Below are 19,884 nucleotides of genomic sequence, written 5' to 3' on the forward strand. Positions count from 1 at the left end.
CGGCGCACGGCCGAGAATCGCGTGATGGCTTTCGAATTCAGCGAACCCTTCGTCGACGCGCACCAGCATTTCTGGAAGCTCGATGCGCATCCCTATCCCTGGCTGCAGGGCGAGACGGTGCCGAACTTCCGCTACGGCGACTACTCGGCGCTGAAGCGCAACTACCTGCCGGCCGATCTCGCGCGCGACACGCGCGGCTTCGTGCCGGCGCGCACGGTGCACATCGAGGCCGAGTGGGAACGCACCGATCCGGTGGCCGAGACCCGCTGGCTCACCGGGCTCGCAGCCACCGAGGGCCGGCCCTCGGCGATCGTCGCGCATGCGACGCTCGATCGCGGCGACGTGGCCGAGGTGCTCGCGGCGCAGGCCGCGTTCGCGCTGGTGCGCGGCATCCGCCACAAGCCGGTGACGGCCGCGTCGGCCGCCGAGGCCGCACGCGGCGTGGCGGGCTCGATGGACGATCCGCGCTGGCGCGCGGGCTATGCGCTGCTCGAGAGGCACGGACTCTCGTTCGACCTGCAGGCGCCCTGGTGGAACCTCGACCAGGCCACGCAGCTCGCGCGCGACTTTCCGCGCACGCCGCTGATCCTCAACCACAGCGGCCTGCCCGCGGACCGCGGCGCCGAGGGCCTCGCGGGCTGGCGCCGCGCGCTCGAGCGGCTGGCCGATGCGCCCAACACCGCGATCAAGATCTCGGGCCTGGGCCAACGCGGCCTGCCGTGGACCGAGGCAGCCAACGTGCCGCTGATCCGCGATGCGATCGCGATCTTCGGCGCGTCGCGCTGCATGTTCGCGAGCAACTTCCCGGTCGACAGCCTCGTGGCCAGCTACGAGACCCTTCTGCGCGGCTTCCTCGCGGCCATCGCCGGGCACTCCGACACGGAACGCCGGCAGCTGCTGCACGACAACGCCGTGCGGCTCTACAGGCTCTGAGCCGCCGCCTCGTCCTTCGCGCGCTCTTCGTGCACCCATGACACGAAGGCCGCGATGCGCGCATCGGCGGCGCGGTCCTGCGGATAGACCATGAAGTAGGAGAACTCCACCGGCAGCGTGACGTCGAAGGGCCGCACCAGCAGGCCGTCGGCCAGGTCCTTCATCACCCAGTTCTTCTTCACCAGCGCCACGCCGAGCCCGTCGACCGCGGCGGCGATCACCAAGTGGCTGGGCCAGAACGAGGGGCCGCGCGTCACGTCCACGTCGCTCACGCCCGCATGCTCGAGCCACATGCCCCAGTCGGGATTGCTCACGTCGCTGTAGGTGCTGTTGTCGTGCAGCAGCACGTGGTGCTTGAGGTCGGCCGGCGTGCGCAGCGGATGCTCGCCCTGCATCAGCGCCGGGCTGCAGACCGGGAACACCTCGACCGGCAGGCACAGCTCGGAGTGCAGGCCCGGGTAGATGCCGCGGCCGTAGCGCACCGCCATGTCGAAGTCCTCGCGCGTGAAGTCGACCATGTGCTTGGAGGTCGAGATCTCGAGGTCGATGTCGGGGTAGGCCTGCATGAAGCGGCGCATGCGCGGGATCAGCCACTTGACCGCGAAGGTCGGCGGCAGGTTGATCTTGAGCGAGGGCGTGCCCTGCGACTGGCGCAGCTGCTGCGTCGCGTACATCACCTGCTTGAAGGCTTCCTGGATGCCCGGCAGGTAGGCCTTGCCGGCGGCGGTGAGCGCGAGCGACTTGGTATCGCGCACGAACAGCGCGATGCCGAGGTTCTCTTCGAGCGTCTTGATCTGGTGGCTCACGGCCGAGGGCGTGACGAAGAGCTCGTCGGCCGCGCGCGTGAAGCTCAGGTGCCGCGCCGCGACCTCGAAGGCACGCAGCGGATTGAGCGGGGGAATGGGGCGCGACATGGTGGACGGATTCCTTCGGGAGCGGGCACGGGACGGGGGCGCGGGGCCTTCAATATTTTCTACGCAATGCTTCGAGAAAAACTCGTTTGCCGCGCCGCGCCGCGATTCCTAGACTGCCCTTCACGCCGACGCACAGCCAGTCGGGACAACGTCAATTGACGCTCAACGCTTTCGGACCAACCCCCATGAACCCAGAACTGCGCCCAGGCGCCCTCGCCCGCCGCGAACTCGTGATCGACCGCCTGCGCACCGTCGACTTCCTCGGCGAGGACCTGCGCATCTATGCCACGCCCGAGCTGGTGCGCGACGTCGAGCAGACCTGCCTCGACTTCCTGCTCGACCACGTGGGCGCGGGCGAATCCTCGGTCGGCACCGCGATCGCGCTCAAGCACGTGGGCGCCACGCTGCTGGGCCAGCCGGTGCGCATCGAGGCGCGCGTGCGCGCGGTCGACGGCCGTGGCGTGGACTTCGAGTTCACGGTGCACGAAGGCGACAAGGAGGTCGCGAGCGGCACGCACAGCCGCTTCGTCGTCGACGTCGCGCGGCTGCGCGCCAAGGTGCACGCGGCCGTCGCCCAGAGCGCGAACGCCTCGTGAGTTCCTGATCTTCCGCGGGCCCCGGCCCGCGGCTCCCCGTGCCGGACGGCGGCGCGCCAGCACCACGGTGCGGGCGTGCGGCCGTTCCTCACCCGCGCGGCGAAAGCCGAACCCGCAACCTGGTTGCATCTTCAAAAAGAAACGAGACAGACCGATGTTCAAGACCCTCGCCTCCGCCCTCTTCGCACTGGCCACCGCCTGTGCCTCGCTCGCCTTCAGCGCCTCGGCCGGCGCGCAGGACCTGACCGGCAAGGTCACGCGCACGCCCACCGGCTACCTGATGGTGCTGCGCAACGGCGACGACGTGCTCGCGCACCTCGAGCGCCTCGCCGTGGTCGAGCAGATACCGAGCGCCAGCATCGTGGGCATCGGCTTCATGCGCGAGGCCACCTTCGGCTTCTACGACTTCGCGAAGAAGGTCTTCAACCCGAAGACCTTCAAGGACGTGGAGCTCGCCAACCTCACGGGCTCCATCGCCTGGAAGGAAGGTAAGCCCTCGATCCATGCCCACGGCATCGTGACCGACGGCAGCTTCATCGGCGCGGGCGGCCACCTGCTGGGACTGACCGTGGGCACGGGCTCGTGCGAGATCACGGTGATCCTGCATCCGCAGCGGCTCGAGCGCTTCGTCGATCCTGCGATCGGGGCGAATGTGCTGGGGTTGCATCCGGGCGCGAAATAAACGCGAAACAGGCGCGGAGGCCCCGTTCTCCTCGACCTGGCATTCGGTCTCGGTGCGCAAACCCTGGCGGGTCGAAGTGGCGACTGCATTACATACGTGATACAATTTCAGCCATGAAATCATGCACCTTGCCTGCCGTTCGCGTGGAGCCGGAACTGCGTGCTGAGCTCGAAGCGGTCCTGGGCGCGGAGGAAACCATCAGCACCTTCGTGGCCGATGCGGTGCGCCGCGCCGTCGACTTCCGCCGTGTCCAGACGGAGTTCTACGCGCGTGGGGAGGCCGCTTGGCAAGAATATCTACGAACTGGTGTTTCGCACCCTGCGGCCGAAGTGTTCGATCGCATGCAGGCACGCATTGACGCGCGACGTCGCGAGCTACAAAGCCCCAACACGTGAGCGAGTTGTTTGGGGTCGAGATGACCCCGCAGGCCGAGGATGACCTCGAGCGCTTGTTTGAATTCCTCGTCGCCAGGTCGGAGACCTTGGAGGAACTGGACCATGCGCAGCGTGTACTGGACCAGCTTCGCGCCAGTATCGAGACGCGACTGGCCGAGAATCCTTGGGCTTATCGGAAGGCGGGGGACGGCAGGCGTACAACGCGCCGGGAGTTGGTCGTCGGCCTGGGATCCGCAGGCTATGTGGCCCTCTACGAAATCCTTCCCGGGCAGCAAATCAAGGTGTTGGCCGTTCGTCATCAGCGCGAAGAGGACTACCACTGAGACGATGCGGCTGCAGGTCCGCGGCTCGGGCTTGCGGACGGAGTCACCACTCGGGTGAAGTGAGACGAGCGTCGATGACCCGCCGAGTGGGCGGGAAGCCTCATCAAGCCGGGCTGTTCGCGCCGACCGCGTGCTCGGTCACCGCATCGGTGTCGAAACGCGGCGCCTGCCCGGACGCGCCGCCCTCGGCCTGAAGCGCCAGATCGAAGGCATGAACCCGGTGGTTCGGTGCCCGGTTGATCATCAGCCGCATGACATCGGCGCGCGCGTAGTGCCCCGCGGGATCGGCGGCCGCCTTGGCCACCGCGATCTCGCCCAGGTCGATCTCGGCGCAGATGACGCCCTCCCAGGTGTCCGGCATGCGTTCGGACAGCGGGTTGCCATGCGGCCCGTAGATGACGGAGTGACCTCCCCCGACCGTGAACAGCGCATGCTTGGCCGGCGTATCGCAGATCTGCGACACCATCGACGCCGAGGTCACGGCCGATGGGGCCAGCACGAAGCAGCCACCCTCGAGCGCATAGGTCTGCGTCGCCGCGAGGCTGACCTCCGCGCCCAGCGCGTAGGCGTTCTCCTTGTAGAGGCTGAAGCCGGGCCAGGCGGCGATGTGCAGCTGCTCGTTCTGGCTGTACATCGCAAACTTCGTGAGTGGCTGCAGATGCTCCCAGCAGGAGAGCGCGCCGATGCGGCCCAGCGGCGTGTCGCTCACCACGAGGTCGCTGCCATCGCCTTCGCCGAAGACGGTTCGCTCCATGTGCGTCGGCTTGAGCTTGCGCCGGCGCGAAACGGTCTCGCCCTGGTCGTCGATGATCCAGTTGCCGACGTACAGGCTCGCGCCCAGCCGCTCGACGACACCGAGCGACACGAAGATGCCGCACTGCTTCGCGGCCGCGGCGATGCGCCGCGCGCCCTCGCTGTCGTAGCTGAAGGCGTTCTCGAAGAAGCGCCGCACCCATCCCTTGCCGAAGCCCCAGGCCGGCGCGTCGAGCCAGACCCACCAGGGATAGCCCGGGATCCAGTCCTCCGGAAAGGCCACGATGGCGGCGCGCTTGCCGGCCGCCTCCTCGATGTAGCGCACGGTGAGATCGATGGCGGCGTCGTGGTCGCAGAAACCCGGCGCGGCCTGCACCACGGCCGCGAGGAACTTGGGAGGGAAAAGGGGCGACGGCGCGCCGGTGGATGCATTCATGGACGAAGCGCTCCTCGAAGGATGAGTGAATGAGGGGATGGGTGGGAGAAGGCTCAGGCGCGCGCGGAGGCACCGACGCTCGCTGGCGGCGGCACCGGCTCGGCCACGGCCTCGCGGGTCAGCCCGAACAGGCCGTCGATGCGCTGGCGCTCGGCCGCGCCGTGGGGCCGCAGCCATGCGAAACCGGCGTAGATGGCCAGGTTCACGGCCAGCGCGATCACGCCCGAGGTCAGGCCCCAGGCGGCTTCGAGCTGCCGGGCGAAGAAGCTCTCGAGCACGATGACGAGCACGAAGCCCACGACCATGCCCGCGATCGCCCCTTCCTTGGTGCCGCGCTTCCAGAAGATGCCCAGGAACTGCGGCACCGCGAGCTGGATGACACCCTGGTAGGCCAGCACCGCGAGCGTGAACAGCGCCGGCAGCTTGAGGCAGGCGACCCAGGCGGCCAGGGCCGTGAGAACCACCATGCCGATCTTCGACACCGTGACCAGCTGCCGCTGGCTCAGCGTGGCGTAGTTCCCGACCAGGTCGTTGGCGATCTGCGCGCCCGTCGCCTGGATGCTGCCGTCGGTGTGGCCGATCGATGCGGCCAGCAACACCACGCCGGCCAGCCCGAGCAGCAGCAGGCCACCCGCTTCCTGGCTCACGATGAACCACACGTCCTCGGGATGGCTGGCCACGGAGGGTAGCTGCGAGGCGAGCATGCCGAAGATCAGCAAGGGGATGCAGAACACCAGCGACGCGGGCATCGCGATGGCCGCCGATTTCTTCAGCGCGGCCACGCCGTCGGCGGTGAACAGGCGCACGAAGATGAACGGCAGGCACCAGCCGCCGATGGTGCTGGTGAACAGCAGGCTGAACAGGTAGAGCGGCCCTTCCTTCGAACCGAAGGAGGGCAGCGAGAACATCGCGGGATCGAGCGACTGCAGTCGCACGCCCTTGCTGGTCCACAGCCACACGACCAGACCGCACAGCATGAGGCTGCCGAAGATGTAGGCCACGATGCCCTGGTACATGTCCGAGATGATCACGCCGCGCATGCCCATGCGCACGGTCCAGATCTGCCGGATCGCGACCACCACCACGCCGAGGATCACCGCCTCCGAGAAGGGCAGCGCACCAAGCGACATGAAGTGGAAGAGGCCGCCCATCGCCTGCATCGCGAGCACCAGCCAGGGGAAGCCCGACACGATGCCGATCAGCGCCGCGATGGTGCGGATGTGCCTGGAGTCGTAGCGCAGGGCGAACAGGTCGGGCTGCGTGCGCAGGTCGAAGCGCTGGCCCCAGGTCCACACGCGCTGCGACATGGCGTACATCAGCACCACCGTCATGAGGCTGTAGGCCAGCACGTAGAACGAGATCACGCCGGCACTGACGGCCAGGCCCGCGAAGGCGGTGAACATCGCGCCCGGATACCAGGTGTTGAGGAAGGACATCGCCTGGTAGTTGGCCCCGAACGAGCGGCCGCCCACGGCGTAGTCGGTAAAGGACCGGTCCTTGCGGTAGCTGCGGTGCAGCACGTAGATGATGACCAGGAAGAAGGCCAGCTGGAGGCCAAATGTCAGCACCATGGCTTCACCCCCTTCCCGCTTCGCCGTATTCGGCGACATAGGCGGCCACCACGCTGGCCGCGACCGACACGCTGAGCGCGAGGAAATAGAACAGGGTCGGCGGCAGGCCGAGGATCGGCGCCCGGTGATCGTTGACGAGCCAGTGCACGGGCGGCAGCAGGAGCAGCAGCGCATTGAGCAGGAACCACCACCGGATCGAGGCCGGTAGCCGTGGAAGTGTCGCAAGGGGCATGGGAGGCTTTCGGGAATGCCGCGGGCTGCGGAAGGGAAAAAGGGCCGTACGAGGTCTGCGAGGCGGATCCTTCGCATCGCGACGGACTCTAGGAGCGCTGTCCTTCGGCGTGCACCGTTCAAATGAACGGGGTACGGTTTGCGGGGGCCGGGCAAGCCGCATTGGCAAGGCGGGGGCGCAAGGCTAGGATGGCCCGCCACACCATGCGATGGCATATGGCTTGCTTGTTGGAACGCCCCCAGTTGGAACTCCCATGCTGAACAACCTTCAGGAGTGCGGCAATCTGATCCTTCGGATCAACGAGGCGGCCTACGAGACGCGGGAGGAGGACTTCCAGGCGCGCGTGTTGAGCGACATCGATCGCGTGATCGGCTTCGACCGCGCGTGGTGGGGGATCATGTCGCCCGTCGCCGCAGGCGGCTTTCGCCTGCTGAGCTCCTACCGGGCCAACCTGCCCGCGTCCTACGTCGAGACCTGGGACACCTGCACGCCCGACGACCGCCTGGCCAGCAGCGTCAGCGACGCGCCCACCCACACCGTCCGCTTCGACACCCACCAGCTCCACAGCACGCCGGGCCTGTACGAGATCAACGCGGGGGTCGGCAACCGGCATGCGCTGTGCACCGCGATCAAGCTCGCGGAACGTCCCGGCGACTTCCTGTTCGTCTCGCTGTTCCGCGGCGGCCGCAGCCCCGCGTTCGACGCCTCAGAGGCCTGGGCCAAGCAGTTCCTCATGCCGCATGTCTTCATGGGCTGGCGGCACAACCTCGGGCGCAATCAGGAGCGCGCCGATGCGCAGCCGACCGGCGGACTGCTGGCGTCGGCCTTCGTCGACCTCCAGTGGGGCGTGATCGAGAAGTCGGCGAGCTTCCAGGACTGCATGACCCGGATCTGGCCCGCATGGGTGCCGCCAGCGCTGCCGCCGGCGCTCGTTTCGGCCTTGCGGCGCGACGGCGCGCGCAGCGTCTTCGCGGACCTGGTCTTCTCGATCGAGGCCGCGGGAGCACTGCAGCGGCTTTCGATCCGCAGGCTGCGCGCCATCGATCGCCTCACGCCGCGCGAATCGGACGTAGCGCGCGCGTTCTCCTCGGGCCAGTCGTACAAGGAGGTCGCCCGCGCGCTACAGCTGTCGCCGGCCACCGTCAGGCACTACCTGCGCGAGATCTACATCAAGCTCGGGCTGACCGACAAGGCGGAGCTGGCCAGCCTGTTGAACGCGCCTTGAACGGCCGCGGTCGACCGAAGCTCAGCCTGAACGATCGGGTCGATCCAGCGCGGCATCCCAGATGCCCATGGCTTCAACCACGGATTCCTCGATGACCGCGAGCCGGACACGGTCGCGGGCCAGGACGGAGAGACCCAGGAAGAAACTGTCGAACGCGGCGGCCATCGAAGCCGGGTTCGTTGACTTGCGCAATTCCCCGCTCTTGATGGCCCGCTCGACGCAGGCACGGAACCCGGCGCGGGTGCGACTGCGCACATCTCGAAGCATTGCGGTGATGGTTTCGCTGCCCGACGAGCAGGCGCCCATCACGCCCAGCGCGACCATGCAACCCTTGGGGTGCCCGCCCTCCCACTGCATCTTTGCCGAACGTTTCAATGCTAGGAACACCGCTTCTCGCGGCTCCAGCGAAGGATCGTGGAGGCTTCTGGTCAAGTGGCCATAGATCTCCATGTATCGATCCAGCGCCTCCTTGTACAAGGCTTCCTTGGACTCGAAGGCCGCGTAGAAGCTGGGCGCGGAGATTCCACTGCCCATCGCCGCCTTCAGTTGCGACAGCGAGGTCGATTCGAAACCATGCTCCCAGAACAGGTGCATGGCCGAGGTAAGGGCCGCATCGCGGTCGAATGCGCGTGGTCGGCCTCGCTGAGCCATGAAGATCTCCGCTGGTTCAAAATTACATACTAGTCGATACACAATAGATCGACAAGCAAAGACCTGCTGTCCCGGCTGGCAAATCGACGTGTCGAACCGTGTCGTTGACAGTCTTCGGGCGTCGCCATATATTTATACCGATCGATATTTAAATCGATGCGATCGAAGAGTGCACTTGGACACCAGGCGCCCGCGCATGGAGCGGGCTCCACGCCCCTGGTAGCTCAAGTCGCGCTATTTTTTTACCCATTTCTGTACCACTTGGTACATTTTTTTGGTGCGCTCGCAGAGCGTCCGCACCGCTCACTCACGGAGAACCCCACATGTCAAAAGAACTCGAAGCTCGCCTCGACGCCATCGAAAGCCGCTTCGCCATCGATGCCCTGATCGCCAACTACGCAGAAGCATTCGACACGATGAATGAAGCGCTGCTGGCAACCCTCTGGCACCCCGACTCGCGGCTGCTCCTTGGCGCCAATGGAAACGCGGAAGGACTCGATGCGATCCTGGCGCAAGCACGCGTCAACATGAAACGCATGCCGCACATGCATCACTGGATGGCGAATTCGATCATCACGCTCGACGGCGACAACGGTCATGGCCTGGTCGCGGCGGATTGCCTCTTCTACGACGTCGAAAAGGGACCGCTGCAAGTGAGCGGCCAGTACAAGGACATCTATCAGCGAAGAGACGGGCGCTGGGCCTTCCAGCAACGCATCTTCGAGATGCATTTCGCCACGCCTTTGCAGAACTGGACCCCCATCATGGGCACGGAACGCTTCGGTCGTCCCCTCTGAACACAACCGCCGCAACCGAAATCATGCAAGAACCAACTTCAGATTCGCGTCGGTGGCTCGCATTCGCGGTGTTGCTGGTGGGAGCGTTTCTGCCTCCGCTCGACTTCTTCATCGTCAATGTCGCGCTGCCGTCCATTCAGGGCGACCTCGGTACGAGTGCTGCTGAATTGCAACTGGTGATCTCCGGATATGCAGCGGCTTACGCGGTCTTCCTCATCACCGGTGGGCGGCTTGGCGACCTCTTCGGCCGACGGCGAATGTTCCTGCTGGGCATCAGCGGCTTCGGACTCACGTCCTTGCTGTGCGGCCTCGCAACCTCGCCTTCGATGCTGATCGTCGGACGCATACTCCAAGGTCTCAGCGCAGCCGCCATGGCCCCCCAAGGGCTGGCCTCCGTTCATGCCCTGTTTCCCGTGCGGGAGCGCTCGCGCGCCCTGGGTCTCTATGGCGCCACCGTAGGGCTGGCAGCAGTGATCGCGCAAGCACTGGGCGGCGCATTGCTCTCCGCAGACATCTTTCACCTTCAGTGGCGAATCATCTTCCTGATCAATCTGCCCGTGGTGGCTGCGGTCCTGATCGGAGGATTGCCCTTGCTGCCGGACGTCCGCGGCGATAGCCCTGCGCCCGTCGACTGGGGCGGTGTTCTGCTCTGCGCGCTCACGCTGAGCTTGCTGATCGTGCCCCTGGTTGAGGGGCGCGAAAGGGGATGGCCATGGTGGGCATGCGCCATGCTCATCGCAACGCCCATCGCTGCATTCAGCTTCTGGCGGTATGAAAAGGCATTCTCTCGACGAGGCGGCGTCCCGCTCGTCAGCATCGACCTGGTCCGCATGCCTGGATTGATGAGCGGCCTGGCCGGGGTCCTCTTCTTCTACGTCGTCTCTGCCTTCTTTCTGGTGTTCTCCGTCTACCTCCAGTCGGCACTGGGTCTGGATCCCCTGGCAACGGGACTGGTGTTCCTGCCGTTCGGCGTCGGCTTCTTCATCGGTCCTTTGACGACACCGTTTGCCGTCCGTCTCTTCGGCAAGTGGGTTCCCGCCATCGGCATGCTGCTCGAGGTGGCCGGATGCCTGTACCTCGCGGCGCTGGTTGCTGGCGCCCCCGCACGAATGCCGGCCCAGCTTCCGCTCATCGTTGCGGTGGGACTTCTGGGTTTCGGGCAGGGCTGGGCGTTGCCCACGCTCGTGCGCTCGGTCATCGATCGTGCCCCGGTGAGCGGCTCCGGAATGATTGCCGGCATCACGAACTCGGCCTTGCAGATCAGCGCCGCCCTCGGCGTCGCAGTCATCGGCGGCGTCTTCTTCACTGTCGCGGGCACTTCGCCCAGCGCGAGCTCCATGGCCAAAGCACTGGTTGCCGCCATGCTTTGCATTGGCGCGAGTCTGACCCTTGCGGCCATCTTGTCCGTTGTCGCTTCGAGGTCGGGAATCGGTGTCGCTCCCCGGCCTGCCCCCAACTAGCCGGCGTCGGGTGCTCTATCTCGCAGGTGACCCGCAGACATCCGGCATCGCCGCACGGGTCCCGAGGAACGCGCGCCGGCCGAATGAATCAGCGGCCGCCTCGGCGACCAAAGGTCATGGTCTCGAACACGCCGTCCCTTCGGACCCAGGCATGGAGAAGCGCAGCAGCGAAGTGCAGCAAGAACAATGCGAACAAGCAGAACGCGAGGAAGCGATGGGCGCTCCACAGGATGCTGTGCAACTCGGCGCTGGGCGGGACGATGGAGGGCAGCCGCATCCCGGCCAAGGTCACGGGATAGTCCGCCGCCGACAACATGGACCATCCCAGCAAAGGCATCGCGATCATCAGCGCATAGAACGCGACATGCGACAACCTTGCCGCAAGCTTCATGGGCTCGCTCATGCTGGCAGGCAACGAAGGTGCCCCGCTGCGCCAGCGCACGATGAGACGCAGCAGCGCCAGGACAAGTATCGCAATGCCGAGCTGCTTGTGGATGCCTACCAGCACCAGGTAAGCGCGATCGATCGTGGACATCATGCCGACCCCGATGAACAACATCGCAAGGATGCCGATCGCCATGACCCAATGGAGCACGCGCTGCAGCTTCGAGAATTTCACGCGTTGATGGCTCATGGCTTGCCTTCGGCTTGAACGCGAGGGTAGTGGTTCGACTCCGAGGTGCGACGGTCATAGGACACCGCATAGGCCGCCGAGCGCGCTGCAGGGAACGGATCGTCGGAGGTCTGCATTCCCTCTGGCAGGACCGTGGGATCGAAGTTGATGTCGCGGCATGGTCCGTTGGCTTCGGCTTCGATCCGGGTCACCACGAGCGTGCCCGCGTCTATCTGCCGGCGGTCCTCTGGCCAAACCTTGGTGGGATCGGCAGTGGAATCGCCCGGATTGGCGAGCGTCAGTACCAGCCTCCACTTCTGCGGGGCGTCCGCGACCCGTTGAGTGATTTCCTTGAAGAGAAAATCGGGATCGCGCTTCTTCAAATCCTCCGACGGCACCGGAACCATGGCGGCGGTCGGAATGAATGACCAGCGAACGGTCTGGCTCTGACCCTGTGCATTGGTCAGTACGAAACTGTTGAGGCTGTTGAAGCGATCCTCCGCGTAGGATTCGGCATAGGGCGCACTGCCCGCCCATGCGCCGAATTCGCGAAGCGAAGGGTGGCTGGCTGCGAATTGCTTGACTGCACCGGGGTCATCCTTGTTCGCACTGGCGCGCTGGAGTTCATAGAACTCCTGCGGGGTCGCGATCGGAAAGAATGGTGCATTGATCATCGCGGTGCGCCACTCCTGCTGGTCTGACGCCTGTATTCGAAGGCTCAACCCACGTACACGACCAGTGCCATCCGCCATGGTCGGAATGGAGCCCGCGAGGTTGAAGCGACCCATGACCGAGTAGCTCCCGGCCTTGAAGATGGACGCTCGTGAAACCGCGACCGCCGCGCCGTTCGCCTCGAAATTTCCAGCGAAGCAAATGCCTTTCGCATGATTGCGCCGGTAGCCCTGGACCGGTCCGCTTGGCGGCGCGAGCGAATCCACGATCTTCTCGGGAGTCAGGCGCGCAGGTGTGAACCACCCGGCTGCGTAGGCGAAGGCACAGGCAACGGCCCCGACTGAAAGAGCGATCGCGGCGAGTCGGACCACGGTGGGTCGCCCGTTGGCAGCTTGATCTTCTCGGTTCTTCATCCGCTTACGCTCCCGTGCACCTGCCGGAGGCAGTGGGTGTGTCTAGAACTGTTCATCTCATGCCCTTTCAACGGGTTGGCAAGCAACCAGGCAACACGCTGGCCTGTCCGATTCGTCAGGCCTTAGTTCGAGAAGAAAAGGCTCCTGGTTACGCCGCCTTCAACGGATTCCAGGCGCTGGCCGGCCTTGCAGAAATTTCGGACCGCGCCGCACATGCCTACGCGGCCGATGCCGCTGCCACAGGCGGTCTTGTGCTCGACCCCCTCATTGGCGGCAAGAGGTACTGGCGCGGCGGCGATCGAGCCCGATGCGCTAACGCGCCAGGCCGTTAGTTGATTTTCAAGCTTCGACGACGGCATCAACGTGGCGGAGGATGTAATTCTTTAGAATAAGAACTATTCTTATTTGTCACGCCTTCGTGCTCCCATGCCCGCCCCCCTGCCAGCCCCCGCGCTGATCGACAGCATCTACCGCGAGCACCATGGCTGGCTGCTCGGCTGGTTCCTGCGCCGACTGAGCGGCAGCTCCCAGGCCGCGGACCTGGCACATGACACCTTCGTACGGCTCATCACCTCGCGCGAGCTGGCACAGGTGCGCGAGCCACGCGCATTCCTGCGCACGCTCGCCCACGGCGTGATCGTCAACCACTGGCGCCGCGCCGACGTGGAGCGCGCCTGGGCGGAAGCGGTCGCCGCACAGCCCGAGCTCCTCGCCCCCTCGCCCGAGGAGCGAATGATCGCGGTGGAAATGCTGTGCCGGATCGACGCCATGCTGAACACGCTGAGCGACAAGGCGCGCAAGGCCTTCCTGCTGTCGCAGATCGACGGTCGGACCTACGCGGAGATCGCGCTTGAACTCGGCGTGTCGGATCGGATGGTCAAAAAATACATGGCCCAGGCGATGTTGCAGTGCCTTCTTCTTGCGCAGGAGCCATGACGGCGGTGTCGGCGCACCCGGAACAGCCCCGAGCGACGTTCGAAGATCTGCAGCAGGCGGCGACCTGGTTTGCCCTGCTGCAGTCCGAGTCGGCCACCGCGGGCGATCGGCTGCGCTGGGAAGCGTGGCTGCGCAAGGATGGCGGTGCGCGTGCCGCGTGGCAACAGGTCGAGGCCGTGTCCCGCGACTTCTCGTCCGTGCGCCATCTCCCTGCGCGCCAGATCCTCGAAGACACGCGGGCCACGGCCACGCGCCGCCGGCGCAGCGCGCTGCGCGTGCTGGCCTTGCTGCCCATTGCCGGCGTGGCCGGCTGGCTCCTCGAACGCGAAGTGCCCTGGCGCGGATGGGTGGCAACGTACCGCACGCAGACCGGCGAACGCCGTGAAATCGTGCTGGAGGACGGCAGCCGGCTCTGGCTCAATACCGCTTCGGCGGTCGATGTCGACTTCACGCCAACCCATCGGCGCATCCTCCTGCATGCCGGCGAAGTGCTGGTGTCCACAGGACACGACCCGGCCTGGGAGGATCGACCGCTCGTGGTCGAGGTCGCCCAGGGACGGCTCACGGCGCTGGGCACGCGCTTCACCGTGCAGGGCGACGGCAACGCTGCCGACTCGGCACTCGTCACGGTCTTCGAAGGCGCGGTGCGCGTCCAGCCTGCCCGGGGCGGGCCGTCGCTGACGCTGCTCGCGAATGAGCAGACCCGGCTGTTCATCGACCGCGTCGATGCACCGGCGGCCGCGGACGCGGGCAGCGACAGCTGGACGCGCGGCCAGCTTGTCGCCAACGACATGCGTCTGGGCGACTTCATCGATGCGCTGGCCCGCCACCGGCGCGGCCACCTCGCCTGCGCACCGGCCGTTCGCGACCTGCGGATCGTGGGCAGCTATCCGCTGGCGGATACCGACCGGATCCTCGCGGCGCTCCAGGCCACCCTCCCGGTACGGGTGAACCGCGTGCTGCCATGGTGGGTGACCATCGAGCCTGCGCAGGGCCCCGACAACCGCCACTGAAAAAAGATTCGCGGCGCAGGTTCCCCTTTTGCGACCGTCGCGTGGCAAGGAAGGTACCAACCCTTCCATTTGCTCAAAGCCTCCATGCGCGACCTCTCGATTCCTTCCCTCCATGGCCTGCGCCCCGCACGAGCGCCCCGCTCGCGCCTGCGTCGCACCACCCTCGCCGCGCGTGCGCTGGGCACGGCGCTCACCATCCTGCCTGCCGCCGTCGTCCTGCATGCCAACCCGGCGCTCGCCCAGTCGCCCGCGGAGCAGAGCGCGCGCGACTACGCCCTCGCGCCCGGTCCGCTGGCCGGCGTTCTCACGCAGCTCGCCAGCCAGTCGGGCATCCTGCTGTCGGTCGATGCATCCCTCACTGCCGGGCTCGACAGCCCCGGCCTGCGCGGACGCTTCACCCTGCAGGAGGCGCTCGCCACGGCCCTCCAGGGCAGCGGCCTGCGGGCGACTCGCACGGGCGACAACATCTACTCCCTGCAGCGCGATGCGTCGCGCCCCGCCAGCCCGTCGGCAGCGGGTCAGCCATCGGCCGGGTCGCTGCCGGCGATCGTCGTGGAACCCCAGGCGAGCCGGGAGACCGGCACCGGCCCGGTGTCCGGCTTCATCGCGCGGCGCAGCGTCTCGGGCACCAAGACCGACACGCCCCTGATGGAGACGCCGCAGTCCGTGTCCGTCGTGACGCGCGACCAGATGGACGCGCAGGGCGCGACCACGCTGGTCGAGAGCCTTCGCTACACGCCGGGCATCGTGGCCCAATACGGCAACACCGACCTGCGCCTGGACTGGCTCACCTTGCGGGGCTTCACGCCGCCCGCGCGCTACCTCGACAACCTGCGCCTGCCTTTCGGCGCACGCGGCTACTCGCAGCCGCGCATCGAGCCGTGGGGACTGGAACGCGTCGAAGTCGTCAAGGGCCCGTCGTCGGTGCTCTATGGCCAGGCGACGCCCGGTGGGCTGGTGAACATGGTCAGCAAGCGCCCGACGCTCGAACCGGTGCGCGAGGTCGAGCTGCAGTTCGGCAGCCACGACCGGCGCCAGGCGGCGCTCGATCTCGGCGGTGCCCTCGATGCCGATGGCGTCTGGAGCTACCGGCTGGTCGCGCTGCACCGGGAGGCCAACACGTCCTACGACCACGTCTCCGAACGCAAGACCTACTTCGCTCCGTCGCTGACCTTCCGCCCTTCCAGCGCAACGCGTCTCACGGTGCTCGGCCAATGGCAGTCGCTCGACTCCCCCGGCGGCGGCGGCGCGCCGGCACTGCCCGCCGCGGGCACCCTCGACACCAGCCGCTACGCTGCCCTGCCCACGCGCACCTTCGTCGGCGAGCCAGGCTACGACCGCTTCAGCAACCGGCAGCGCTTCGTGGGCTATGAATTCGAACACCGCTTCAACGACACCTTCACGGTGCGCCAGAACCTGCGTTACGGCAAGGTCGACGCGTACACCCAACGCATTCAGGCCGTCTGCCTGGCGGCCTGCAACCCGTCCTCGCTGCTGCGCTACGCATGGGCCTTTCCCGAGGAGGCCAGCCTGCTGACCGCCGACACGCAGCTGCAGGCGGACTTCGCCACCGGCACGTTGCGGCACACGCTGCTCGCCGGCGTGGACTTCTCCAATGAGAAATCCGCGTTCGACGAGACCAACCTGCGCATCATCACGCGGCCCTTCAATGCCTACCTCCCGGTCTTCGGCACCGATTCCGGCGCCGTGCCCGGCGTCGCGACCCATATCGACCAGAAGCGCCGCCAGACCGGCTTCTACCTGCAGGACCAGATCCACCTGGACCGCTGGAGCGTCGTGCTGGCCGGCCGCTACGACAAGGCCGACACCGACACCCGCACGCTGACGACCGCGACGGCGCGCATGGCACGCGTCGACCAGCACGACGACAAGTTCACCGGGCGCGCCGCGCTCATGTACAACTTCGACAGTGGCTTCGCGCCCTACCTGAGCTACAGCACCTCGTTCCAGCCGGCCGCCGGCACCGACCGGCAGGGCAACCCCTTCGAGCCCACCACGGGCCGGCAGATCGAGGCCGGTCTGAAGTACCAACCGGCCGGATCCAAGGCCATGGTGACCGCAGCCGTCTATGAGCTGACGCAACGCAATGTGTTGACGCCGGATCCACTGAGCCGATCGTTCAGCGAGCAGACCGGCGAGGTGCGTGTGCGCGGCCTCGAGCTGGAAGCCAAGGCACCGCTGGCGCGCGGCCTGGATGTGATCGCCTCCTATGCCTACACCGACAGCCGGGTCACGCGCGCAAACGCCAACGCGTCGGGCGCCAGCACCCTGGGCAAGCGCTTCCCCTATGTGCCCGAGCACCAGGCGGCACTGTGGCTGGACTACGCCTTTCCCTTGGAGATTGCGCCCGGACTGTCGCTCGGCGCGGGCGTGCGCCGCATCAGCACCACCTACGGCGATGCCGCGAACCAGTTCCGCGTGCCCGGTGTGACCCTCATGGATGCAGCCCTGCGCTGGGACCTCGGGCGCTGGCGCCCGGCACTCAAGGGCCTGCGCCTGGCGCTGAACGTGTCCAACCTGGCGGACAAGACCTATGTGGCGACCTGCCTGTCGTCGACGGGCTGCTACTACGGCGAGCGTCGCAGTGTCTATGTGACCGCTGGGTACAGCTGGTAGCGCGGCCATCGAGTGTCAAGTGTCTCCGCGCATCAGCGCCAGCCGTTTTCACCCGTCCCATGACCCCGGTTTTGCCTGTGAAGCGCCCGCCGGCGACAGCCGGCCGTAAGTCGACAGGTAGCGCCACCCGACGATGGCCGCGGCCAGCCCCGACAGCGCCGCCACACCCATCGCCCAACGCGCCCCGAACGTGTCGGCCACCCAACCGACCAGGGGCGCACCCATCGGCGTGCAACCGAGCACGATGGCCAGCAGGATCGCCAGCACGCGCCCTCGCATGGCGGGCTCGGTCGACAGCTGCACCCAACTGTTGACCGTGGTGGTGAAGGTTTGCGCGGCCACACCCACCACGATCAGCGCCATGCCGAAGAGCCAGTAGCCGGGCATCAGCGCGGCCAGCGCGCAGCCCGCGCCGAAAACGGACGCACCCACCACGAGCACGCCCATGCGCGGCTTGTCGCGCCGCGCGGCAAGCAGCGCGCCCGCGACGGAGCCGATCGCCATGATCGAAGACAGCAGGCCGTACTGGTGGGCGCCCGCATGAAAGACGGTGACCGACATCGTGGAGATGAAGATCGGGAAGTTCAGGCCGAAGGTGCCGATCAGAAAGAGCATGAACAGCACGGCCTTCAGGTCGGGGCGGCGCCAAACGTAGCGAAAGCCCTCGAGAAAACTGCCGCGGGTGCGCACTGCGCGCTGGCGCAGGTAAAGCTCATGCACGCGCAGCATCTTCATCGCGCCGATGACGGCCACGTAGGAGGCCGCGTTGATCACGAAGACCCAGCCCGTACCGACCGCGGCGATCAGCGTGCCTGCGACCGCCGGGCCGATCATGCGCGCGGCATTGAATGACGTGGAGTTGAGCGCCACCGCATTCTGCAGGTCGATCTCGGTGACCAGTTCCGACACGAAAGTCTGACGCGCCGGCGCATCGAAGGCAGCCACGCACCCCAGCAGCAGCGCGAACACGTACACGTGCCACAGCTGCACGAGGCCGGTGAGTGTCAGCAGACCCAGCCCGAGCGCCAACGTGCCCATGGTGGCCTGCGTGACCATGAGCAGCTTGCGCCGGTCGAGATGGTCGGCCGCCCAGCCGGTGAGCGGCAGCAGCAACAACTGCGGGCCGAACTGCAGCGCCATCACGATACCGACCGCCGTGGCGTTGTGGCGCGTGAGCTGCGTGAGCACGATCCAGTCCTGCGCGGTGCGCTGCATCCAGGTGCCCACGTTGGACACCGCCGCGCCGCCGGCCCACACGCGGTAGTTGTAGCCCCTGAGCGAACGGAATGTGCTGCTGCTCACCGAGCGAGCAGGTCGATGATTTCCTGCGTGGTGCCGGTCTCACCCAGGCGCGGAAAGATGCGGGCGATGCTGTTGGCGTGCGCGTCGGCGTTCATGTCGGTCATGGCGTCGATGCCGAGCGTGACGTTGAATCCGAGCTCATAGGCTTGGCGTGCGGTCGACTCCACGCCGATGCTGGTGGCGATGCCGACGATCACGACCTGCGTGACGCCCAGCGCCTTCAGGTGCGATTCGAGTCCCGTGTTCGTGAAGGCACCCCACGTGTGCTTGGTGACCAGGTGGTCCTGGGGCTGGCGGTCGAGTTCGGCGGCCAACTCGGTCCAGTCGGCGGGCAGTTCACCGCCGGGGCGCTGCTGCTGAGTGCGGCCCTTGGCACCGCCTGCCACGTTGACGAGCACCACCGGCAGGGCACGTTGGCGGAAGGCAGACGCCAGGGCACTGGCGCGCTGCAAGATCTCGCCGGTGGCATGCGCGACGGGCAGCGCGAGGATGCCCTTTTGCAGGTCGATGACGATGAGGGCGGTTCGAGGATCGAGGGTGGTGACGGGCATGGTGGGTTCGCTTTCAATCTTCGGCGAGACGTTTGAGGAGTTCGATGGACGCCGCGAGCGTTTCCTGCTCACGCGGGGCGAGCCTGGTCTGGATGACCTGGAACAGCCAGTCCTCGCGCGCGGCGCGGGCGTCCTTGATCCATTTGCGAAAGACCGGCGTGACCGACCAGATGGTCTGGCGCCCATCGGCCGGATCGGGCGCGCCGCTGACGAGTCCCGCCCCTTGCAGCGCGGCCACGGTCGCGCCCATGGATTGAGGGCGCACGCCCACCGTACGCGCGAGGGTCGTGACCGTGGCCGGACCTTCGCGCTCGAGATGCAGAAGCACAGTCTTCTGGGAACCCGTGAGATCGCCGGCATGCGACTGCTCGCGCAGTCGCCGGTTGAGCTTGGCCATCAGCATGCGCAGTTCCGCGGCCAGCGCGTGCGCCCGTAGATCGTGAGGGGCGCTCGCTGACTTGTTCATGGCGCAATGCTATTCGACGCAAAGGAAAACTACAAAGGTTTCCTTCATAGTTTTCTTAGCCGTGAATGACTGGATTGCGTCCTACTGCAGACCGACGAGGCCACTGCTGCGCATGAAAATACGCTAACGCGGTGTATGTGTATCGACCTCTCGGTCAGCGTTCATCCCATGGACACGAACGAGGCTCAACGGACCCGCATCGGGTCTACAGGCACACGTGCCCTCTACTCCTACAGGCCGATGATCGAAAGCGACTCGGCCATCTCGAACGCCGTCCCGCAGCTCAGGCCGCCAGACAGCCTAGCGAATCCGT

21 protein-coding genes are annotated in these 19,884 nt (G+C 66.5%); 11 read left to right on the forward strand and 10 right to left on the reverse strand.

All coding sequences use genetic code 11. The annotated features are described in order from the left end of the window. The first annotated feature begins 24 nt into the window (after window positions 1–24). Window positions 25–933 (forward strand): amidohydrolase family protein, encoded by a 909-nt coding sequence (locus BM109_RS33290; RefSeq protein WP_093352745.1) that lies wholly within the window; start codon window positions 25–27, stop codon window positions 931–933. Here BM109_RS33290 and BM109_RS33295 read toward each other — a convergent pair. Beyond that, window positions 921–1,847, reverse strand: coding sequence for a transcriptional regulator GcvA (locus tag BM109_RS33295; RefSeq protein WP_093352749.1), 927 nt, complete (start codon window positions 1,845–1,847; stop codon window positions 921–923). The genes BM109_RS33290 and BM109_RS33295 overlap by 13 nt on opposite strands. 185 nt (window positions 1,848–2,032) lie before the next feature. On the opposite strand from BM109_RS33295, the gene BM109_RS33300 reads away from it, so the two are divergent. From BM109_RS33300 to BM109_RS33310, 4 genes are all read left to right on the forward strand, one after another. Continuing rightward, on the forward strand, window positions 2,033–2,443 hold the full coding sequence (locus BM109_RS33300) for a thioesterase family protein (protein ID WP_093352753.1): 411 nt from the start codon (window positions 2,033–2,035) through the stop codon (window positions 2,441–2,443). Window positions 2,444–2,597: 154 nt separating this feature from the next. Beyond that, window positions 2,598–3,125, forward strand: coding sequence for a PPC domain-containing DNA-binding protein (locus BM109_RS33305; protein WP_093352756.1), 528 nt, complete (start codon window positions 2,598–2,600; stop codon window positions 3,123–3,125). A 113-nt stretch (window positions 3,126–3,238) separates the two neighbouring features. Further along, the gene (locus BM109_RS41380; RefSeq protein WP_177239527.1) at window positions 3,239–3,520 is read left to right on the forward strand and encodes a YlcI/YnfO family protein; all 282 of its coding nucleotides are present in this window, start codon (window positions 3,239–3,241) and stop codon (window positions 3,518–3,520) included. Further along, complete coding sequence (locus tag BM109_RS33310) at window positions 3,517–3,843, forward strand: type II toxin-antitoxin system RelE/ParE family toxin (protein WP_093352758.1); 327 nt, start codon at window positions 3,517–3,519, stop codon at window positions 3,841–3,843. The genes BM109_RS41380 and BM109_RS33310 overlap by 4 nt, the downstream gene beginning before the upstream one ends. Before the next feature lie 103 nt (window positions 3,844–3,946). Here the strand turns inward: BM109_RS33310 and BM109_RS33315 are convergent, their stop codons facing one another. From BM109_RS33315 to BM109_RS33325, 3 genes are read right to left on the reverse strand one after another with little or no spacing between them, the layout of a single operon-like run. Next, window positions 3,947–5,032, reverse strand: a complete 1,086-nt coding sequence (locus BM109_RS33315) for a carbon-nitrogen hydrolase family protein (protein ID WP_093352761.1) — start codon at window positions 5,030–5,032, stop codon at window positions 3,947–3,949. A 53-nt stretch (window positions 5,033–5,085) separates the two neighbouring features. Beyond that, window positions 5,086–6,603, reverse strand: coding sequence for a sodium:solute symporter family protein (locus tag BM109_RS33320; RefSeq protein WP_093352763.1), 1,518 nt, complete (start codon window positions 6,601–6,603; stop codon window positions 5,086–5,088). Between the two features lie 4 nt (window positions 6,604–6,607). Then, window positions 6,608–6,835, reverse strand: a complete 228-nt coding sequence (locus BM109_RS33325) for a hypothetical protein (RefSeq protein WP_093352766.1) — start codon at window positions 6,833–6,835, stop codon at window positions 6,608–6,610. Window positions 6,836–7,088: 253 nt separating this feature from the next. Between BM109_RS33325 and BM109_RS33330 the strand changes: the two genes are divergently transcribed. Next, complete coding sequence (locus BM109_RS33330; RefSeq protein ID WP_177239528.1) at window positions 7,089–8,060, forward strand: helix-turn-helix transcriptional regulator; 972 nt, start codon at window positions 7,089–7,091, stop codon at window positions 8,058–8,060. 21 nt (window positions 8,061–8,081) lie between these two features. On the opposite strand, the gene BM109_RS33335 is transcribed toward BM109_RS33330, so the two are convergent. Then, entirely contained in the window at window positions 8,082–8,654 is a 573-nt protein-coding gene (locus BM109_RS33335; protein ID WP_256222933.1) for a TetR/AcrR family transcriptional regulator, read from the reverse strand. Window positions 8,655–9,034: 380 nt separating this feature from the next. Between BM109_RS33335 and BM109_RS33340 the strand changes: the two genes are divergently transcribed. Together BM109_RS33340 and BM109_RS33345 are read left to right on the forward strand one after the other, a co-directional pair. Further along, window positions 9,035–9,508, forward strand: coding sequence for a nuclear transport factor 2 family protein (locus BM109_RS33340; RefSeq protein WP_093352772.1), 474 nt, complete (start codon window positions 9,035–9,037; stop codon window positions 9,506–9,508). 23 nt (window positions 9,509–9,531) lie between these two features. Continuing rightward, window positions 9,532–10,968, forward strand: coding sequence for an MFS transporter (locus BM109_RS33345; RefSeq protein ID WP_093352775.1), 1,437 nt, complete (start codon window positions 9,532–9,534; stop codon window positions 10,966–10,968). 88 nt (window positions 10,969–11,056) lie between these two features. Here BM109_RS33345 and BM109_RS33350 read toward each other — a convergent pair whose 3' ends face one another. Next, window positions 11,057–11,602, reverse strand: a complete 546-nt coding sequence (locus BM109_RS33350; RefSeq protein ID WP_093352778.1) for a cytochrome b — start codon at window positions 11,600–11,602, stop codon at window positions 11,057–11,059. Next, window positions 11,599–12,666, reverse strand: a complete 1,068-nt coding sequence (locus tag BM109_RS33355) for a catalase family peroxidase (protein WP_093352781.1) — start codon at window positions 12,664–12,666, stop codon at window positions 11,599–11,601. The genes BM109_RS33350 and BM109_RS33355 overlap by 4 nt, the downstream gene beginning before the upstream one ends. A 426-nt stretch (window positions 12,667–13,092) precedes the next feature. Between BM109_RS33355 and BM109_RS33360 the strand changes: the two genes are divergently transcribed. The 3 genes from BM109_RS33360 (at window position 13,093) to BM109_RS33370 (ending at window position 17,252) form a co-directional block, all read left to right on the forward strand. Further along, window positions 13,093–13,602 (forward strand): sigma-70 family RNA polymerase sigma factor, encoded by a 510-nt coding sequence (locus BM109_RS33360; RefSeq protein WP_093352784.1) that lies wholly within the window; start codon window positions 13,093–13,095, stop codon window positions 13,600–13,602. After that, window positions 13,599–14,615, forward strand: a complete 1,017-nt coding sequence (locus BM109_RS33365; RefSeq protein WP_093352786.1) for a FecR domain-containing protein — start codon at window positions 13,599–13,601, stop codon at window positions 14,613–14,615. Before BM109_RS33360 ends, BM109_RS33365 begins: the two co-directional genes overlap by 4 nt. Before the next feature lie 84 nt (window positions 14,616–14,699). Further along, a complete protein-coding gene (locus BM109_RS33370; RefSeq protein WP_093352789.1) occupies window positions 14,700–17,252 on the forward strand; it encodes a TonB-dependent siderophore receptor in 2,553 nt (850 codons plus the stop codon). A gap of 48 nt (window positions 17,253–17,300) precedes the next feature. Here BM109_RS33370 and BM109_RS33375 read toward each other — a convergent pair whose 3' ends face one another. From BM109_RS33375 to BM109_RS33385, 3 genes are read right to left on the reverse strand one after another with little or no spacing between them, the layout of a single operon-like run. Further along, window positions 17,301–18,554, reverse strand: coding sequence for an MFS transporter (locus tag BM109_RS33375; RefSeq protein WP_093352791.1), 1,254 nt, complete (start codon window positions 18,552–18,554; stop codon window positions 17,301–17,303). Continuing rightward, the gene (locus BM109_RS33380; protein WP_093352794.1) at window positions 18,551–19,105 is read right to left on the reverse strand and encodes an isochorismatase family protein; all 555 of its coding nucleotides are present in this window, start codon (window positions 19,103–19,105) and stop codon (window positions 18,551–18,553) included. Before BM109_RS33380 ends, BM109_RS33375 begins: the two co-directional genes overlap by 4 nt. A gap of 13 nt (window positions 19,106–19,118) precedes the next feature. Then, entirely contained in the window at window positions 19,119–19,571 is a 453-nt protein-coding gene (locus tag BM109_RS33385) for a MarR family winged helix-turn-helix transcriptional regulator (protein WP_093352797.1), read from the reverse strand. Window positions 19,572–19,884: the final 313 nt, after the last annotated feature.

Origin of the sequence: Variovorax sp. PDC80 (assembly GCF_900115375.1) — a bacterium.
Taxonomy (GTDB): domain Bacteria; phylum Pseudomonadota; class Gammaproteobacteria; order Burkholderiales; family Burkholderiaceae_C; genus Variovorax.

What these genes read in the sequence shown, in the direction of transcription:
- BM109_RS33290 (WP_093352745.1), top strand. Translation starts at nt 25, where the DNA reads ATGGCTTTCGAATTCAGCGAACCCTTCGTCGACGCGCACCAGCATTTC.
- BM109_RS33295 (WP_093352749.1), bottom strand. Translation starts at nt 1,847, where the DNA reads ATGTCGCGCCCCATTCCCCCGCTCAATCCGCTGCGTGCCTTCGAGGTC.
- BM109_RS33300 (WP_093352753.1), top strand. Translation starts at nt 2,033, where the DNA reads ATGAACCCAGAACTGCGCCCAGGCGCCCTCGCCCGCCGCGAACTCGTG.
- BM109_RS33305 (WP_093352756.1), top strand. Translation starts at nt 2,598, where the DNA reads ATGTTCAAGACCCTCGCCTCCGCCCTCTTCGCACTGGCCACCGCCTGT.
- BM109_RS41380 (WP_177239527.1), top strand. Translation starts at nt 3,239, where the DNA reads ATGAAATCATGCACCTTGCCTGCCGTTCGCGTGGAGCCGGAACTGCGT.
- BM109_RS33315 (WP_093352761.1), bottom strand. Translation starts at nt 5,032, where the DNA reads ATGAATGCATCCACCGGCGCGCCGTCGCCCCTTTTCCCTCCCAAGTTC.
- BM109_RS33320 (WP_093352763.1), bottom strand. Translation starts at nt 6,603, where the DNA reads ATGGTGCTGACATTTGGCCTCCAGCTGGCCTTCTTCCTGGTCATCATC.
- BM109_RS33325 (WP_093352766.1), bottom strand. Translation starts at nt 6,835, where the DNA reads ATGCCCCTTGCGACACTTCCACGGCTACCGGCCTCGATCCGGTGGTGG.
- BM109_RS33330 (WP_177239528.1), top strand. Translation starts at nt 7,089, where the DNA reads ATGCTGAACAACCTTCAGGAGTGCGGCAATCTGATCCTTCGGATCAAC.
- BM109_RS33335 (WP_256222933.1), bottom strand. Translation starts at nt 8,654, where the DNA reads ATGCACCTGTTCTGGGAGCATGGTTTCGAATCGACCTCGCTGTCGCAA.
- BM109_RS33340 (WP_093352772.1), top strand. Translation starts at nt 9,035, where the DNA reads ATGTCAAAAGAACTCGAAGCTCGCCTCGACGCCATCGAAAGCCGCTTC.
- BM109_RS33345 (WP_093352775.1), top strand. Translation starts at nt 9,532, where the DNA reads ATGCAAGAACCAACTTCAGATTCGCGTCGGTGGCTCGCATTCGCGGTG.
- BM109_RS33350 (WP_093352778.1), bottom strand. Translation starts at nt 11,602, where the DNA reads ATGAGCCATCAACGCGTGAAATTCTCGAAGCTGCAGCGCGTGCTCCAT.
- BM109_RS33355 (WP_093352781.1), bottom strand. Translation starts at nt 12,666, where the DNA reads ATGAAGAACCGAGAAGATCAAGCTGCCAACGGGCGACCCACCGTGGTC.
- BM109_RS33360 (WP_093352784.1), top strand. Translation starts at nt 13,093, where the DNA reads ATGCCCGCCCCCCTGCCAGCCCCCGCGCTGATCGACAGCATCTACCGC.
- BM109_RS33365 (WP_093352786.1), top strand. Translation starts at nt 13,599, where the DNA reads ATGACGGCGGTGTCGGCGCACCCGGAACAGCCCCGAGCGACGTTCGAA.
- BM109_RS33370 (WP_093352789.1), top strand. Translation starts at nt 14,700, where the DNA reads ATGCGCGACCTCTCGATTCCTTCCCTCCATGGCCTGCGCCCCGCACGA.
- BM109_RS33380 (WP_093352794.1), bottom strand. Translation starts at nt 19,105, where the DNA reads ATGCCCGTCACCACCCTCGATCCTCGAACCGCCCTCATCGTCATCGAC.
- BM109_RS33385 (WP_093352797.1), bottom strand. Translation starts at nt 19,571, where the DNA reads ATGAACAAGTCAGCGAGCGCCCCTCACGATCTACGGGCGCACGCGCTG.